14 protein-coding genes are annotated in these 16163 nt (G+C 59.7%); 7 read left to right on the top strand and 7 right to left on the bottom strand.

The genetic code is table 11. The annotated features are described in order from the left end of the window. Positions 1-194: 194 nt before the first annotated feature. A complete protein-coding gene (locus WA367_RS03005; RefSeq protein WP_336055307.1) occupies positions 195-1385 on the bottom strand; it encodes an acetyl-CoA C-acetyltransferase in 1191 nt (396 codons plus the stop codon). A 218-nt stretch (positions 1386-1603) separates the two neighbouring features. Between WA367_RS03005 and phaR the strand changes: the two genes are divergently transcribed. After that, entirely contained in the window at positions 1604-2227 is a 624-nt protein-coding gene (gene phaR / locus WA367_RS03000) for a polyhydroxyalkanoate synthesis repressor PhaR (protein ID WP_336055306.1), read from the top strand. Positions 2228-2309: 82 nt separating this feature from the next. Here phaR and rpmF read toward each other — a convergent pair whose 3' ends face one another. The 3 genes from rpmF to mtgA all read right to left on the bottom strand — a co-directional run bounded on the left by rpmF (position 2310) and on the right by mtgA (position 3824). Beyond that, entirely contained in the window at positions 2310-2492 is a 183-nt protein-coding gene (gene rpmF, locus WA367_RS02995; RefSeq protein WP_036485873.1) for a 50S ribosomal protein L32, read from the bottom strand. 162 nt (positions 2493-2654) lie between these two features. Next, the gene (locus WA367_RS02990; RefSeq protein WP_336055305.1) at positions 2655-3065 is read right to left on the bottom strand and encodes a hypothetical protein; all 411 of its coding nucleotides are present in this window, start codon (positions 3063-3065) and stop codon (positions 2655-2657) included. Between the two features lie 12 nt (positions 3066-3077). Next, positions 3078-3824, bottom strand: a complete 747-nt coding sequence (gene mtgA / locus WA367_RS02985) for a monofunctional biosynthetic peptidoglycan transglycosylase (protein ID WP_442935520.1) — start codon at positions 3822-3824, stop codon at positions 3078-3080. A 120-nt stretch (positions 3825-3944) separates the two neighbouring features. Here mtgA and WA367_RS02980 point away from each other — a divergent pair, with 120 nt between their 5' ends. Together WA367_RS02980 and WA367_RS02975 are read left to right on the top strand one after the other, a co-directional pair. Next, positions 3945-4859, top strand: coding sequence for a polyprenyl synthetase family protein (locus WA367_RS02980; protein ID WP_336055304.1), 915 nt, complete (start codon positions 3945-3947; stop codon positions 4857-4859). Positions 4860-4956: 97 nt separating this feature from the next. Beyond that, entirely contained in the window at positions 4957-7482 is a 2526-nt protein-coding gene (locus WA367_RS02975) for a hybrid sensor histidine kinase/response regulator (RefSeq protein WP_336055303.1), read from the top strand. Positions 7483-7516: 34 nt separating this feature from the next. Here the strand turns inward: WA367_RS02975 and ispG are convergent, their stop codons facing one another. Beyond that, complete coding sequence (gene ispG, locus WA367_RS02970; RefSeq protein ID WP_336055302.1) at positions 7517-8779, bottom strand: flavodoxin-dependent (E)-4-hydroxy-3-methylbut-2-enyl-diphosphate synthase; 1263 nt, start codon at positions 8777-8779, stop codon at positions 7517-7519. 161 nt (positions 8780-8940) lie between these two features. Here ispG and WA367_RS02965 point away from each other — a divergent pair, with 161 nt between their 5' ends. Beyond that, the gene (locus WA367_RS02965; RefSeq protein ID WP_336055301.1) at positions 8941-9249 is read left to right on the top strand and encodes a hypothetical protein; all 309 of its coding nucleotides are present in this window, start codon (positions 8941-8943) and stop codon (positions 9247-9249) included. 59 nt (positions 9250-9308) lie between these two features. Here the strand turns inward: WA367_RS02965 and WA367_RS02960 are convergent, their stop codons facing one another. Further along, the gene (locus tag WA367_RS02960) at positions 9309-9914 is read right to left on the bottom strand and encodes a TetR/AcrR family transcriptional regulator (protein ID WP_336055299.1); all 606 of its coding nucleotides are present in this window, start codon (positions 9912-9914) and stop codon (positions 9309-9311) included. Between the two features lie 295 nt (positions 9915-10209). On the opposite strand from WA367_RS02960, the gene WA367_RS02955 reads away from it, so the two are divergent. From WA367_RS02955 to WA367_RS02945, 3 genes are all read left to right on the top strand, one after another. After that, on the top strand, positions 10210-11355 hold the full coding sequence (locus WA367_RS02955; protein ID WP_336055298.1) for an efflux RND transporter periplasmic adaptor subunit: 1146 nt from the start codon (positions 10210-10212) through the stop codon (positions 11353-11355). Between the two features lie 12 nt (positions 11356-11367). After that, the gene (locus tag WA367_RS02950) at positions 11368-14532 is read left to right on the top strand and encodes an efflux RND transporter permease subunit (protein ID WP_336055297.1); all 3165 of its coding nucleotides are present in this window, start codon (positions 11368-11370) and stop codon (positions 14530-14532) included. An 83-nt stretch (positions 14533-14615) separates the two neighbouring features. Continuing rightward, the gene (locus WA367_RS02945; RefSeq protein ID WP_036485855.1) at positions 14616-14774 is read left to right on the top strand and encodes a DUF3309 family protein; all 159 of its coding nucleotides are present in this window, start codon (positions 14616-14618) and stop codon (positions 14772-14774) included. Between the two features lie 54 nt (positions 14775-14828). Here WA367_RS02945 and WA367_RS02940 read toward each other — a convergent pair whose 3' ends face one another. Next, positions 14829-15995 (bottom strand): MFS transporter, encoded by a 1167-nt coding sequence (locus WA367_RS02940; protein ID WP_336055296.1) that lies wholly within the window; start codon positions 15993-15995, stop codon positions 14829-14831. Between the last annotated feature and the right edge of the window lie 168 nt (positions 15996-16163).

Raw genomic sequence — 16163 nt, 5'->3', positions numbered from 1 at the left:
CACCACAAGATGTAGCGTTATCCACCAGCTATCAACAGGCTATCCACCGATAGCAAACTGAACATTGTGGAAGAAGGTGGAGGCTGGCAACCACACTGTATTATTCTGGGACACCCGCCCGCAGACCAAAGATTAACGCCCAGCCGGCGCGGGAGCATGGAACTCCCGCTGCAATGCTGTGATTGTTATCGCAATCAGGCCTCAAAGGCCTCGACACACATGGCAACCCCCATGCCGCCGCCAATGCAGAGCGTGGCAAGACCCTTGCCGCCGCCACGACGCCGCAGCTCATAAAGCAGAGTGTTGAAGACGCGCGCGCCTGATGCGCCGATCGGATGACCGATGGCGATGGACCCGCCATTCACGTTCACGATATCCGGATCCCAGCCCATGTCCTTGTTCACCGCACAAGCCTGCGCGGCGAATGCCTCATTGGCTTCGACGAGATCGAGATCACCAACCTTCCAGCCCGCCTTTTCAAGCGCGCGGCGCGAAGCAGGGATCGGACCGGTGCCCATGATCTGAGGCTCGACACCGGCCGTGGCCCAGGAGGCAATTCGCGCAAGGGGCTTCAGCCCACGACGCTCCGCCTCCGCCTCGCTCATAAGGAGGACACCCGCAGCGCCATCGTTCAAACCGGATGCGTTGCCCGCAGTGACAGAACCATCCTTGGAGAAGGCCGGACGCAGCTTCTGCATCGCCTCAAGTGTGGCGCCATGACGGATATATTCGTCGTCCTCCACGACGACCTCGCCCTTGCGGCTTTTGATGGTTACGGGAACGATCTCGTCCTTGAAGCGCCCTGCCTTCTGCGCGGCTTCGGCCTTGTTTTGCGACGCCAGTGCAAAAGCGTCCTGCTCGTCGCGCGAAATCTGGAATTTCTCCGCGACATTTTCGGCAGTGACCCCCATGTGATAGCCGTTGAAGGCGTCCCACAAGCCGTCGCGGATCATGGTGTCGATCATCTGGAAGTCACCCATTTTCACGCCGCTTCGCAGATGTGCGCAATGGGGAGCCAGCGACATGGATTCCTGGCCACCGGCAATGACAATCTCGGCATCACCACAGGCAATCTGCTGCATGCCGATCGCAATGGCGCGAAGGCCCGACCCACAAACCTGGTTGAGGCCCCAGGCGGTCGTCTCGATCGGCAGGCCTGCATTGACTGCCGCCTGACGCGCCGGGTTCTGTCCCTGGCCGGCCGTCAGCACCTGACCGAGAATGACCTCATCGATATCCGCAGTCTCGACCCCAGCCCGCTCGAGCAGCGCCTCGATCACTGTGCGACCGAGCTCGTGTGCGGGAGTATGAGCAAAGGAGCCATTGAAGGACCCGACCGGCGTGCGCGCCGCACTGACGATGACAATCGAATTGGCTTTGTCCATCTTAAACTCCTGAGAATAGGTCGCGCCGGAGGATATATGGGCGTCACTTCTGGTCAATCAAAAGGCAGGTCGTTGAACGCTTTTTGGGCCAGGAGCAAACCGGCTTTGCTGCACTGCGTATAAACCGCTTTCATTTGCCGCATTCTTTCGCATATCCTGCACGCAAAGGGCAGGACGATCGCGAAGCCTGCCTAAAAAAGCGCCAGGGAGGGTCGAGGATGCCAGAGAAGGACGATCCGGTCGTCATCAAGAAATATGCGAACCGGCGCCTCTACAATACTGGAACCAGCACCTATGTGACGCTTGAAGACCTTGCCGAGATGGTCAAGCGCGATGAGGAATTTGTCGTGCAGGATGCCAAGACCGGCAATGACATCACCCATTCGGTTCTGACGCAGATCATTTTCGAACTTGAGAACGACAAGGACGGGCAGAACATGCTGCCCATCTCCTTCCTGCGCCAGCTGATTGCCTTCTATGGCGACCAGATGCAGATGGTCGTGCCGAGCTTCCTGGAACAGTCGATGCAGGCCTTTTCCAAGGAGCAGGAACGCATGCGTGAGCATATGCAAAAGGCATTTGGCGGCAAACATGCCGACATGATGGATTTCAGCGCCCCGATGAAGATGATTGAAGAGCAGACGCGCCGGAACCTGGAAATGTTTCAAAGTGCGATGCAGATGTTTGCGCCTGCAGCATCCCCCGCGCCCAGCCGCCCTCAGCCAAACGAGAATGAGCGCTCGGCCTCGCCCTCGAAAGACGAAACGCAGGACGATCTCAACGATCTGCGCGAGCAGATTGCTGCAATGCAGCGCAAGCTCGACGCCATGGGTCGCGACTAGGCCTGACTACCTTCAAACGAGAAAAGACCGGCCGCAAGGACCGGTCTCAAATCTCAAACGCTGCACTGCCGATGAAGGAAGCTTACGCGTCCTTCGGCTGGAGAACCTGGCGACCGCGATACATGCCCGACTTCAGGTCGACATGGTGCGGACGGCGCAGTTCGCCGGAATTCTTGTCCTCGACATAGGTCGGGTTCTTAAGCGCGTCCGCCGAGCGGCGCATGCCGCGCTTGGACGGAGTCGTTTTCCTTTTAGGTACAGCCATTGTTCTGCTCCGATATGCGGTCAAACCGGCCCTACGGCCCCCATTCAGGGTGCCCCGCAAGCCAGTCGGGTATCTGAATTCGGCTCGCCTATACACTGCAATTGCAGCTTTGGCCAGTGGGCGAGCCCATGTTTTTGCAGCCAGCGCCTGTTTCGCCGGCACTTAATCTCCGCTTTTTTCCGCACGCAGATCGTATTGATCGACCACCACCGGATGGATCAGCTTTGCGTGCAGCAGAAGCAGAATGAGTTCGGCATCCTGGCCCTCCCCTTCTTCCAGTGCCCGCTCCAGCCTCCTGCGCGCGCTTTCCGCTCGGCTCTCACCATTCTCATGCGTGAAATGCTCTTCACCCAAGGCACAAAAAGCCATGAGTTCCCCGGCCGGCGGATAGGCGGTTTCGGCCGGCTCATTTCCCCCATCACCAGCAATGATTCCAACGGCTGCCAGCTTCACGCCCTCTGGCACCTGCGCAGGATGCAAGCCGGAGAAGCGTAAGGCCCGGTCGAGATTGCGCATGTCCTGCGAGCGGCCGAACCGCCCGAAGAAGCCGATGGATGCGCCGCGTTTTACCATCAAATCCGCTCCTTACTTGACGCAACCGACATAGCCACCGGCTTTCGCAGCGCGTCGTTCGATCAACCCGGCAAGGCGCGACAGCCCCGGTCCCGGCCGTGCAGGGTTGCGCTCTACCGGGTTGGGCAAGGTCACTGCCAGCAACGCGGCCTGCCGTGCGGAAAGATTAGCGGCACTGCGCCCGAAATGATGCTGTGCGGCAGCCTCGATGCCGTAGAGGTCCGGTCCCCACTCCGCAATATTGAGGTAGATCTCCATCAGGCGCTTCTTCGGCACGACCGCGTCGAAATAGAGCGCCAGCGGCACCTCAAGAGCCTTGCGCAGGAAAGACCGCCCCTGCCAGAGGAAAAGGTTTTTCACTGTCTGCATAGAGATGGTGGAGGCGCCCCGTGCCTTTTCACCCTGCAGCGCATCCTCGATCACGGTGTTCAATGCGTCCCAGTCCACCCCGGAATGGGAACAGAAGCGCCCGTCCTCCGACATGATGACCGAGTGCACCGCCACGGGAGCCACATCCTCAATGGATGTCCATTGCCGCGTATAGCCCTGCAGCGTGACGAGATCCTTCATCATGAGAGTGGACACCGGATGCACCCACGAAATCCGGTACAGCAGAGAAAGCACGAGCGGCAGGGCCAACAGCGCAAGAACGGTCAGCAGCGCGTAGCGTAAAACACGACGCAAAGGGCGGCCCTCAGCCTTCTTCTTGCGTCGCCGTCTGACCGGCCTCTTTTCACCTTCCACCTGCGGTGCCGCCACGGATGCTCCCCTTTCGCTGCTCTTCGATAGCCCTGCACGCAGCCGCTGGCAACGCTCAAGAAGCAAGCCGCACACTACGTGCCCTTGACCGCGCTACATTTTGACGGCATCGCTCCGCGCATGGATGAGACAGCCCCACCCTTCGAAGCCCTTCTGGCCCTACGCGCGGAAGAAATGGATGCCCTTCTGCGGGAGATCTTGAGCGATCGCCCGTCAGACGGTGAATTGGCGCGCCCGAAGGGCTTGCTTGCGGCCATGCGCCATGGCGTGCTGAACGGCGGCAAGCGGCTTCGCCCCTTCCTTCTTGTGGAGACCGCCTGTCTCTTCGACGCCGGACATCATGCGGCCCTGCGCGTAGCCGCGGCTTTGGAGTGCGTCCATTGCTATTCACTCATCCATGATGATCTTCCCGCCATGGATGATGACGACTATCGACGCGGACAACCAACCGTCCACCGCGCCTTCAGCGAAGCCGATGCCATCCTGGCCGGTGACAGTCTGCTGACCTACGCCTTCGACATCATCACCGACCACAAGACCCAGCTCTCGCCCATCGTGCAGGTGGAGCTTGTGAAGAAGCTTGCACGCGCCGCAGGCCTTGGCGGCATGGCAGGCGGACAGTCGCTCGATCTGCAGGCCGAACAGACACCGCCCGACGAACAGGGTATCATCCTGCTGCAGGCCATGAAGACCGGCGCGCTTATCCGTTTTGCCTGCGAGGCTGGTGCATTGATCGGCGGCGCCGATGAGCGCCAGCGCGAGCATCTGGTCCAGTTTGGCGAGATCATCGGGTTGGCTTTCCAACTCGCTGACGATCTCCTCGACATCACCTCCAGCGCCGAGCAGATGGGCAAGGCGACAGGCAAGGATGCCGCCGCCGGCAAGGCAACTCTTGTCGCCATGCACGGCGAAGACTGGGCGCGAAAACAGCTTGCAGGCCTCGTGGACCAGGCCGAACAGCTGCTCATGCCATTCGGGGAAAAAGCTGCCGTCCTGCGCCTGGCCGCGCGCTTCGTTGCCGATCGCGAGCATTGAATTTGAGTTTACGCTCAATGCTGACGCGGCGTTAATCACGGCTTAATCCGATTGCTCGATTTTTACTCCCGGGAACTGGGGTTTAATGGGGCAATTCATGACATCTGTGGTTACACGCCGATATATGCACAGACGGCTTCTGGCGGTACTGATCGGCTTTGTCATGACCGTCGCACTGGGTGCGAGCGTACTTCTCTGGCAGGCCGAGCGTGCAAAGACGCAAGCCCGCTTTTCCGGCCTGATCGGCTACATGACCGACGCGACCAGCGACGTGATTTACAGCGCCATGCGCATGCAATATGCGAGCCTCCACGCCGCCAGTCTGCGCAACGTGCCGGTCAACTTTTCCCGCCGCAGCGCCTCGGGCCGGTTTGGCATACCCCTGGATCTGGCCGCAGCGCCCTCACCATCAACCGCTCTTGCCCCCATGGAGGACGCACGCGCAGCACTGCAATCCGCATTGGAAGCCCTGGAGAACGGTTACAACGCGATGGAGATGGCACTCCACGGCGATGTCACCACACTTGAAAGCCAGCGCTTGACGGCGGAAGAAGAAGGAACTGTCGGCGAAGGCGCCTCCTCCTATTCCGGCGAGGCATTCCTGCAGTTCCTGACCGGCCAGAGCGCACCTGCTTTCGTGCGCGAAATGTGGGAAGGCGACGGCGAGGCCTCGCTGAAGAACGAACTGAAGGCGATCATTGGCCTGGCCAACCGGCTCGACATCTTTGGCGACTACTCGTCTTCAGCCGCACGGCGCGTGTTCGCCGAGATGCAGTCACTGGCAAACGGATCGATCGTCCCGCATCTGAGCTCGATCTCCAACGAGCTAAATATCGAGATGGCCGACACCTATGGCACGATGCAGTTGACCATCCTGGTCATCAGCCTGGCCATCGCGGTCAGTGCGATCCTGATTTCGGCGCGCGTCTTTCTGCCCATGGTTGGACGGGTGGATTCTGCCCAGCAGGCGCTTCACGAGACAAATCAGCAGCTTGCCGAAGAGAAGATCAAGGCCCAGTCCGCGGACAAGGCAAAGTCCGAATTCCTCGCAAATATGAGCCACGAGATCCGCACACCGATGAATGGCGTGATGGGCATGGCAGAGTTGCTCGCCCGCACCAATCTCGACCAGCGGCAATCCATGTTTGTGGATGTGATCGTGAAGTCAGGCTCGGCACTTCTGACAATCATCAATGACATTCTGGACTTCTCGAAAATCGATGCCGGACAGCTTCGACTGGAGGACGCGCCCTTCAGGCTCGGCGAAGCCATTGAAGATGTTGCAACTCTTGTCTCGCCGAAAGTGGCAGAGAAAGACCTCGAACTGATCGTCCGCATCGATCCGGAAATGCCGGTCTCCTTTATCGGCGATTTGGGTCGCTTCCGTCAGGTGGTCACGAACCTGGTCGGCAATGCGGTCAAATTTACCGAGCGCGGACATGTGCTGATAGACGTCTCTGGCGCAGCCAAGGGCGACTGCGCCAGCGTGACCGTTCGCGTAGAAGACACCGGCCCCGGCATTCCTCCGGACCAGCTCAAGGCGGTTTTCGAAAAGTTCGCCCAGGTGGATGCATCTTCGACACGACGTCATGAAGGTACAGGTCTTGGCCTGGCGATTGCCTCGCGTCTTGTTGAACTGATGGGCGGCCAGCTTCAGGCAGACAGTACCGTTGGAGAGGGCTCCGTCTTCTGGTTCACGGTGGACCTGCCGCTGAATCACGAGGCACAGCCGCCAAAGCCCCTTCCGATAGACGTGTCGGGCGCACGCGTTCTTGCCGTCGATGACAATCCCATCAATCGAAGCATCCTGTTGGAACAGCTGAAAAGTTGGGCTTTCGATTGCGCCGCCGCCGAAAGCGGCCAGATGGCAGTCGCCTTCCTCAAACATGCACGCGAGCTTGGAAGCGCGGTCGATTGCGTGATCCTGGACTATCAGATGCCGGGAATGAACGGGGCGGAAGTCGCACGTGCGATCAAGGCGGACCGGCGCAATGCCGATCTACCGATCGTTCTTCTGACCTCCGTCGATCAGGCCGAGACGATGCGAGTGCTCTCCGATTGCGGAATTGCCGCCCAGTTGAACAAGCCCGCCCGCTCGTCAGCCCTTCTGGAAACCCTCGTCAGCACCATGCAGGGAGCGGCGCGCCAGAAGAACTCGCCCATCGAGCCACTGGAGGTGAATGTGAAGCCTCTGCGCCAGACGCGCCACAAGCAGGAAACAAGGCCTGAAGGACGCCTCGATATACTTGTCGCCGAGGACAACGAGGTGAACCAGCTCGTCTTTTCGCAGGTTCTGGAGGGTCTGGGCGTAAGCTACCGCATAGCCGGCAATGGCCGCACCGCTACACAGATGCATCGCTCGCTCAATCCGAAGCTTGTCCTCATGGATGTTTCCATGCCGGAGATGAACGGGTTCGAGGCGACGGCAGCCATACGCGAGGCCGACAAGCTTACCGGGCGGCATACGCCGATCATCGGCATTACGGCTCATGCGCTGAACGGCGATCGCGACAAGTGCATCAACGCTGGCATGGACGACTATCTGACCAAGCCCATCTCACCGCAGAAACTGGCTTCAAAGATCAGCGAATGGCTGGAAGAAAAAATGGCGGCCAGCGCCTGACGCGGCCGCCATCCATCATTACCGTGGCGGAAACCTACTCCGCCGCTTCCTGCTGCCCGAAACGCTGTTCGATATAGTCGGCAACCATTTTCTCGAAATCCTGCGCGATCTCAGGTCCGCGAAGCGTTGCAGCCTTCTTGCCGTCGATGAAGACAGGGGCCGCCGGCGTCTCGCCGGTGCCTGGCAGCGAAATGCCTATATCCGCATGCTTGGACTCACCGGGCCCATTCACGATGCAGCCCATAACGGCAACTTTCAAAGCCTCGACACCCGGATAGCGCTCGCGCCAGACCGGCATGTTGCGCGCAATGTCGCTTTGGATTTTCTGCGCCAGTTCCTGAAACACGGTCGAAGTCGTACGGCCACAGCCCGGACATGCGGCGACCACCGGCACGAACTGGCGGAAACCCATGGTCTGAAGCAATTCCTGCGCCACCTGTACCTCGCGGGTACGGTCGCCACCCGGTTCGGGCGTCAGCGAAATGCGGATCGTGTCTCCAATCCCCTGCTGAAGCAGAATGCCCATGGCAGCGGATGAGGCAACAATACCCTTGGACCCCATTCCGGCTTCCGTCAGACCGAGATGCAGCGCGTGATTGCTGCGCTTTGCAAGCTCGGTATAGACGGCAACCAGGTCCTGCACCTGGCTGACCTTGGCCGACAGGATGATGCGTTCGCGCGGCAGGCCGATCTCTTCGGCCAGTTCCGCCGAAAGCAGTGCCGACTGCACGATCGCCTCCCGCGTCACTTCCTGCGCGGTCATCGGCGAGCCATTGGCCTGGTTCTCGTCCATCAGGCGGGTCAGCAGTTCCTGATCAAGCGAACCCCAATTTACACCGATGCGCACCGGCTTGTCGTAGCGGATTGCCGTCTCGATAATCGCAGCGAACTGCTTGTCCTTCTTGTCCTTGAAGCCGACATTGCCCGGATTGATGCGGTACTTCGCCAGCGCTTCCGCGCAAGCGGGATGGTCGGCAAGAAGTTTGTGTCCAATGTAATGAAAATCGCCAACGAGCGGAACATTCACGCCAACGCGCTCAAGGCGCTCGCGAATTTTCGGAACGGCGGCCGCCGCTTCGTCACGATCCACCGTAATGCGTACGATCTCGGAACCGGCACGATGAAGTGCTGCAACCTGCGCGACCGTGGCATCAATATCTGCCGTGTCGGTGTTGGTCATCGACTGCACAACCACCGGCGCATCGCTGCCAACGGTTACGCCGCCCACATCCACATTCACCGAAGGGCGACGGGGAAAGGGCTGGCTGAGATAGTCAGGGAGGCAATTGCCGCTCATGGCGTGTTCCGCATATTCAAGCCGCTTGAGGCCTTCAGGTGGCCGAGGCAAGTGTGAATGTCAATGGTTGCGCCCATCCGAAACTGGAGAGTTGATGATGGAACCACCTGCCGGATGTACCGTTTCCTTGCCAGTTGGGAACATGAAAGGAAACGACCTCCATGCACCGCTACCGGGATTCCATGGCTGATGATCTGCATGATCAGATTGCCAGCCTCTCCAGCGAAGTGGCCGATCTGCGTCGTCAGATGTCGCGCAAGAGCGCGCGCGCCTACCACGACACCCGCAATATGGGCGCGGAATTCGGCGAAATGCTGCGTGAATATGTAAGCGCCGCCCTGCCTGAAATCCGCCGAAACGCGCACCGTCTGGAACGCACGGCGCGCGACAATCCTGCCGCCAGCGCTGGTGTCGCCGCTGCCGGCCTTGTGGCCATCGGCTTGGCTGCCACTTTCTTCCTGCGCCGCTAGCGCGGACCTGTTACGCGATGACGCCCCGCCAAATGCGGGGCGTTCGCAGATCATCACGACTATCCCACCGTTGCCCCGGCTTCCATACGCGCCTGCTCAATCGCTGTTTCGATAAGCCTGAGCATGCGACACGCAGCCTCACGCGCTGTTGATCCGCACTCTCCGCGCACCCGCATTCCCTCCAAGACATCCATGAGCATTCCCGACAAAGCCGCGGGAGGCAGACCGAGATCCTGCAAAGCAACGCATTTGCTGTCGGCGGTTTTCGCAATCTCTTCGGTAAAAGCGGTGACAAGCACATCACGCCAGCAACTCACAATGTCAGCTGCAATTCGGTTCTCCATATCGATCAGCTCGGCGCCATGCGCTGACGCATCGATCTCGTCGATCAGCTCGAAAACCGCGCCGTCCAGTGCCGCCAGGATGCGTTCGCGCAAACTGCCGGACTGCCTGAGTGCCGCCTTTGCCTTCGCACTGGACTGCTCCAGGAGATCCTGCCCGACCGCACGGAAAATATCCGCCTTGTTCCGAAACTCGAGATAGAGCGCCGGGCGCGAGATTTCTGCTGCCTTGGCAATGTCATCCATCGTCGTTCGGGCAAATCCGTAAGTCAGAAAAGCCTGAAGTGCGCCCTGCAGAATTCGAGATCGCTTGTTTTCGCTCAAGGACAGCCTTCGCTTTCTGGTGAAGAGAGTTGTCAGCAATCGAAGTTGACAAAATTACGGATTTTGTCAATGTGTTCGCAGAAGAAGACCTGCTCCTCGTCGCGCTCTTCAACTTTTACGATTGGACAGGGGAATCCTCTTACCTTCCGTGTCAGGAGAAAGCTGGCTACGGCTTTCTCGCGTAACAGGAGCATTGTAGTATTCTGGTTGTGCATTTCTCGGCACGAATTTCCGGGTCGCCAGGTGACCCTCATCCGGGCTCTGCCAGGCAGACGTCTCACACTGGAAAAGTAGAATGGCAAAGATAAAGTTCCACAAGGTCGCAGCCGTCATCGTGCTGCTGGCAACCAGCGCGTGGATTGCGACCGGTGAATTTGCGTCCGTAGGCAGCGCCAGCGCCGAGGCTGAGCAGAAGCGCGAGGAAGCTCAGGATGCACCTGCCCGCAAAGTGGAACTGAAGACCGTTCAGGTTGCGGTGCCGCCGCGTCTGCAGCATGCCCGCACCATTCGCGTTTCCGGCTATACCGCGCCCGACAAGAAATCGGTACTCGCTGCCCGCTCCTCCGGCATCGTCGAAGAGCTGACCGTAGAGAAAGGCCAGCGCGTGAGCGAAGGGGAAATTATCCTGAAGCTCCAGACCGAGGGCAAGGAATCAGCACTTGCTTCCGCCCAGCAGGTACTTGCGCAACGCGAAGCAGAGGCCACTGCAGCCGAGCGCTTGTCGAAGAGCGGGAATATCGCCCGCCTGCAGCTCGATGCCGCCCGCTCCGCCCTCGCCAGTGCGCGTTCGGCCGTTGAGGCCGCACAGGCAGATCTCGATCGCGTGGTCGTGAAAGCCCCCTTCTCCGGCCTAATCGATTCCGTGCCGGTTGAGAAAGGCAGCTCCATCATGCAGGGCAGTGAAATTGCTACCTTGCTCAAACTGGACCCGATATTGGCTATCGGGGAGGTGTCTGAACGTGATCTTGGCACCATCAAGCCCGGCGACAGGGCGCGCATCCGTTTGGTGGATGGGCGCGATCTGGATGGTGTGATCCGCTATGTCAGCCGCGAAGCCTCTCCGCAGACGCGCACCTTTCAGGTTGAAGTCGCCATCAAGAACGAAGCCGGATCAATCCCTGCCGGTATGACGGCAGAGATCAGCATTCTTTCCGAGAGGGTGGAAACCGTGGCGCTTCCCCGCTCGGTCGTCACACTCAGCAATGAAGGCGACCTCGGCATTCGCGTTGTCGGCGACGACGACACCGTCTCATTCTACCCCATAGACATAGTCGATGACACGCCCGGCGCACTTTACCTCGCCGGCATCCCGGAAAACGCACGGGTGATCGTGGCGGGACAGGACCTCGTCCGTGATGGAGAGAAAGTTCATCCCGTCGATGCCGACCCCGAGCTCATCCGCAAACTCGCTGGCTCCCTTTCGGATCAAGCGGTTCAGTAGGAACCAGCCCTGATGGATATTGTTCGTCTCGCCATCCGCAATGCGCGCCTGACGCTGTCGATCTTGATGTTCTTCATCGTCGCCGGCGCGCTGGCCTATCAGTCCATCCCCAAAGAGGCTGAACCGGATGTTCCGATCCCGATCATCTATGTGAGCCTGTCCTACCAGGGCATTTCACCGGAAGATTCCGAGCGCCTCCTGCTGCGTCCGGTCGAAACCGCTCTGAAAGGACTGGAAGGCGTCAAGGAAATGCGCTCCTCCGCCTATCAGGGCGGCGGCTATGTGCTGGTCGAGTTCCAGGCCGGATACGACTTCTCCAACGCCATCGAGGATGTGCGCGCAAAGGTTTCCGATGCAGAGCGTGAGCTGCCGCAGGGCGCGGATGAACCCGGCGTTCACGAGGTCAATGTCTCGGAATTCCCGATCCTCGTCGTAACGCTCTCCGGCGATGTGCCGGAACGTGTTCTCACCAATGCCGCCAAGGAGCTGCGGGACCGCATCGAGGAAGTGCCCGGCGTTCTGGAAGGAGCGATCCAGGGCGCGCGCGACGAACTCGTTGAGATCATCATCGATCCGGTCAAACTATCCTCCTACGGCCTGCAGCTGAACCAGCTTATCGGCGGCGTTAACGCCGCCAACAGTCTGGTTGCAGCCGGCGCACTGGAAGGCAGTGAAGGCAAATATGCGGTCAAGATCCCCTCACTGATCGAAGACGTGGAAGATGTGGCCAATCTCCCCATTGTGGCCACACAAAACGCAGTCGTCCGCGCTCGCGACCTGGCAACGGTCCGCTCCACCTTCACCGATGCGGACACCGTCACGCGCCTGAACGGCGAGAATGCGATCGCGATCGAGGTGAAGAAGCGTGTCGGCTCGAACCTCGTTGAGACCGTCGATGAAGTAAAGGCAATCGCTGAAAGCTTCGTGAAGGAAACCGGCGCTGGTGTGAATGTCACCTTCAGCCAGGACAAGTCGGTGATGATCCGCGACATGCTTTCGGATCTTCAGAACCACGTTCTGATTGCCGTCATCCTCGTTTTCATCGTCGTGCTCTACACACTGTCCGGCCGCGCCTCCTTCCTTATCGGCCTCGCCGTGCCGGCATCCTTCCTCATGGGCATCTATGCCCTGTCGCTGATGGGCTACACGGTCAACATGGTCGTGCTCTTCAGCCTTATTCTGGCAGTTGGCATGCTTGTCGATGATGCAATTATCGTCACTGAATATGCAGAGCGCCGGATGACGGAAGGCATGGACCGCGCAAGCGCCTTCGAGCTTGCCGCAAAGCGCATGGCAGGTCCTGTCATCGCGGCCACCATGACCCGCATCGCCGCCTTCTCGCCCCTGCTCTTCTGGCCGGGTATCGTGGGCGAGTTCATGAAATATCTGCCGATCACGCTGATCGTGACCCTGGCAGCCTCCATGATCTACGCCCTGATCTTCACGCCCACGCTCGGCGCCTTGATCGCGAAAGCGGAAGTGCAGGAAGAGCCGAAGCCTGATGGCTGGTATATCGGCCTCGTCCGCAAGGCCATCCGGTTCCCCAAGACCGTGCTGCTGCTCACGGTGGCGCTGCTTGTGGGCGTGCAGTACACCTATTCCCAATACGGCGCAGGCGTGGAGTTCTTCCCCGAGGTAGAGCCCGAATATGGCCTGATGTATGTCCATGCGCGCGGCAATCTCTCGCTGGACGAGATGGACCGTCTCGTGCGCCCGGCTGAGGAAAAACTCGTCGGCTGGCCGGGCATCGAATCCGTATATACCCGCGTCGGGCAGACCCGCGGCGGCGGCCAGGACATTGACGAAGATGTAGTTGGCGTCATCCAGTACGAGTTTGTCGATTGGCGTGAGCGCAAGCCGTCCAACGAGATCCTCGATGATCTGCGCGCAGAGATGGCGCAGATGCCGGGTGTGGAAATTGAAGTGCGCGTACCCGAAGCCGGCCCGCCAACCGGGCAGCCGATCCAAATTCAGCTCTCCGCTGCTGATCCGCGCAATCTCAACGATCAGGCTGCACAGGTCGCCGCCATGATCGGCGAGATCGATGGCGTGATCGACATCTCTGATGGCCTGCCGCCGCCCGGCATCGATTGGGCGATCCGCGTCGACCGTGCAAAGGCTGCGCAATATGGCGTCAGCCCTGCATCAGTTGGCACGGTCGTGCAGTTGGTTACCAATGGGCTGAAGCTGTCGGATTATCGCCCTGCTGGCGTTGATGACGCCGTCGATATTCGTCTGCGATTGCCTCAGGACCGGCGCACGCTTTCAACACTCGACCAGCTTCGTGTGCAGACCGCACAGGGCCCTGTGCCAATCTCCAATTTCGTTGAACGCGAACCGGAAATGGCGACGGGTATCCTGAACCGCATCAACAGCCAGCGCACCGTGTCGGTCACCGCCAATGTGGCCAGTGGCTTCCAGGTTTCGGAAGTCCAGGCGCAGGTTGCACAGGCGATGCAGGAGGTTGATCTCGGTGCCACACGATGGAAGCTTGCAGGTTCCAGCGAAGAAAGTGACGAGGCAGCCGCCTTCCTTAGCAAGGCATTCGGTGCTGCAATCTTCCTGATTTTCGTGGTGCTGTTGGCGCAGTTCAACAAGTTCACCAGCGTCTTTCTCGTGCTGATGACCGTAGTCATGGCGACGATTGGCGTTTTCCTCGGCCTGCTTCTGACGGGTCAGCCCTTCGGCATCGTCATGTCGGGCATCGGCGTCATTGCGCTGGCCGGTGTCGTGGTAAACAACAACATCGTGTTGATCGACACATATGACCGTCTGCGCTCGGAGGGCATGGGCAAGCAGGAGGCGATCCTGCAGACTTGCCGCGAACGTGCTCGCCCCGTGTTGTTGACCGCCATATCGGCTGTACTGGGCGTGCTGCCCATTGCCTTTGGTCTCGGCCTTGAGCTTTTCGACCACGAGGTCACTATCGGCGCACCATCAACCCAGTGGTGGGTCTCGCTGTCCAGCGCGATCGTCTACGGTCTGACCTTCGCAACCATCCTGACGCTGATCGTGACGCCTTCGGCGCTGATGGTCTTCACCCGCGAAAATCGCCCTGCGGGAGAAAAGCGCCGCGGCATCCTCGCCCGCATTTTCCGCCGCAGACCGGCGCAGGAGCGCAGGGAACCGGTTATGGGCGAGAACGACGATCTGCCCTACTCCAAGGCAGCCGAATAAAGCATGAGGAGCGGGTTCTGGAACCCGCTCCAATTGATGTGCGTTGTGAGGGTGTTGGTTCATCTTTTACAAGGGCAACACTCATGTCACTCGGCACAATCCTGATTATCATACTGATTCTTGTGCTTATCGGCGCAATTCCAGCATGGCCCTATTCCCGCGGTTGGGGTTACGGGCCGTCCGGTATCCTGGGACTGATCCTCGTGATCATCCTGATCCTGGTTCTGATGGGTCAGATATAGCCTGAACAGCCTCAAGGACGCGCCCGACCTTCGGGTCGGGCCGTCTCCTCTCTGCTACTCGGCAGCTTGTGCGAGGATCTGGTCGGCCGGGGCCACGATCTGGGCGAGCAGCACCACGAGCGCAAGAAGCCCGGCCAGACCAAGATAAACGACCTGAAAGCCTGTATGTTCGGCCACATAGCCGATGAGCGAGGGGGCAACCAAAAGTCCCGAATATCCGATGGTTGTTGCCACGCTCATGCCGGCGCTCGACGAAATACCCGGCTGGTTGCCCGCAGCCGAAAATGCAATCGGCACCATATTCGCAATACCCAAGCCAGTAAGCGCGAATGCGAAGATCGCAACGGCGGGAGATGTGGCAAGGCCCGCTCCGATCATCCCGACTACGGCCAGAACACCCGAAATCCGCAGCATGCGAACCGCACCGAACCGGTTGCGCAAACCATCACCAGCAAACCGCATCAGCGCCATGGCGCCGGAGAAGGCCGTAAATGCAAGGCTGGCGACTGCAATGCTGGCACCCATTTCCTCGCGCAGATAAAGTGCTGCCCAGTCGAGGACGGCACCTTCCGGCGCCATGCAGAAGAGCGTGATGATCCCGACAAGATAGATGGCCGGATTTCGCGGCAGGCGCATCTTGCCCCGATCTTCCAGAACCGGACGCCGCTCCAAGAGCAGATGAGGCCACGCAATAACCGCCAGGGCAATTGCGGCAACACCAACCGTGACGGCATGGAAGACATAACCGTTGGCTTCCAACAGGAGGCCACCGGCACCCGCACCCACAAAGCCGCCCAGGCTCCAGAAGCCATGCGCCGATGACATGATCGCCCGTCCGAGACGGCGCTCAACCAGCACTGCATTCGCATTCATCGAAACGTCCATCGCGCCGAGCATGGCTCCAAACAGGGCGAGCATCGCGACAAGCAATGGCAGGGACGGAGCAAGAATGACGGCAAGAAAAGCCGTTGGAAGAAGAATGGCCGACAGACGCAGAAGCGGACGCGTTCCGAACGCACCGATTAGCATCCCGCTCACCGGCATCGCACTCACGCCGCCAATCCCGAAGACCAGGATAAGCAATCCCAACTGGGTTTCGCTCAGGGAGAAGCGCTCCGCCAGTTCTGGGATCTGCGGCGCCCAGCTTCCAATCATGAAGCCATTGGCAAAGAAACAGGCAGCGCCGGCCCAACGGCCGCGGATATTCGTGCGATCAGTCATGACATTGTCCAAAATGGCGACCCGCACCTCAAAACCGAGTGTGCGGGAAAGCGCCACATAGCGCGCGAGGATGACACCACGTCAACAGGCATCATTGCTCCTGCATTTGGTCCAGAAGAAGAAAGCCGGCCCCGAGGAGCCGGCTTTGGTCTTCTGCCTATGCAGAAA

This window comes from Nitratireductor sp. CH_MIT9313-5 (assembly GCF_037029545.1).
Taxonomy (GTDB): domain Bacteria; phylum Pseudomonadota; class Alphaproteobacteria; order Rhizobiales; family Rhizobiaceae; genus Chelativorans.
This window is presented reverse-complemented; position numbering and strand designations above follow the sequence as displayed.

Excerpts from the sequence above, each read along its gene's own strand:
- WA367_RS03005 (WP_336055307.1), bottom strand. The coding sequence starts at position 1,385 with ATGGACAAAGCCAATTCGATTGTCATCGTCAGTGCGGCGCGCACGCCG.
- phaR (WP_336055306.1), top strand. The coding sequence starts at position 1,604 with ATGCCAGAGAAGGACGATCCGGTCGTCATCAAGAAATATGCGAACCGG.
- rpmF (WP_036485873.1), bottom strand. The coding sequence starts at position 2,492 with ATGGCTGTACCTAAAAGGAAAACGACTCCGTCCAAGCGCGGCATGCGC.
- WA367_RS02990 (WP_336055305.1), bottom strand. The coding sequence starts at position 3,065 with ATGGTAAAACGCGGCGCATCCATCGGCTTCTTCGGGCGGTTCGGCCGC.
- WA367_RS02980 (WP_336055304.1), top strand. The coding sequence starts at position 3,945 with ATGGATGAGACAGCCCCACCCTTCGAAGCCCTTCTGGCCCTACGCGCG.
- WA367_RS02975 (WP_336055303.1), top strand. The coding sequence starts at position 4,957 with ATGACATCTGTGGTTACACGCCGATATATGCACAGACGGCTTCTGGCG.
- ispG (WP_336055302.1), bottom strand. The coding sequence starts at position 8,779 with ATGAGCGGCAATTGCCTCCCTGACTATCTCAGCCAGCCCTTTCCCCGT.
- WA367_RS02965 (WP_336055301.1), top strand. The coding sequence starts at position 8,941 with ATGCACCGCTACCGGGATTCCATGGCTGATGATCTGCATGATCAGATT.
- WA367_RS02955 (WP_336055298.1), top strand. The coding sequence starts at position 10,210 with ATGGCAAAGATAAAGTTCCACAAGGTCGCAGCCGTCATCGTGCTGCTG.
- WA367_RS02950 (WP_336055297.1), top strand. The coding sequence starts at position 11,368 with ATGGATATTGTTCGTCTCGCCATCCGCAATGCGCGCCTGACGCTGTCG.
- WA367_RS02945 (WP_036485855.1), top strand. The coding sequence starts at position 14,616 with ATGTCACTCGGCACAATCCTGATTATCATACTGATTCTTGTGCTTATC.
- WA367_RS02940 (WP_336055296.1), bottom strand. The coding sequence starts at position 15,995 with ATGACTGATCGCACGAATATCCGCGGCCGTTGGGCCGGCGCTGCCTGT.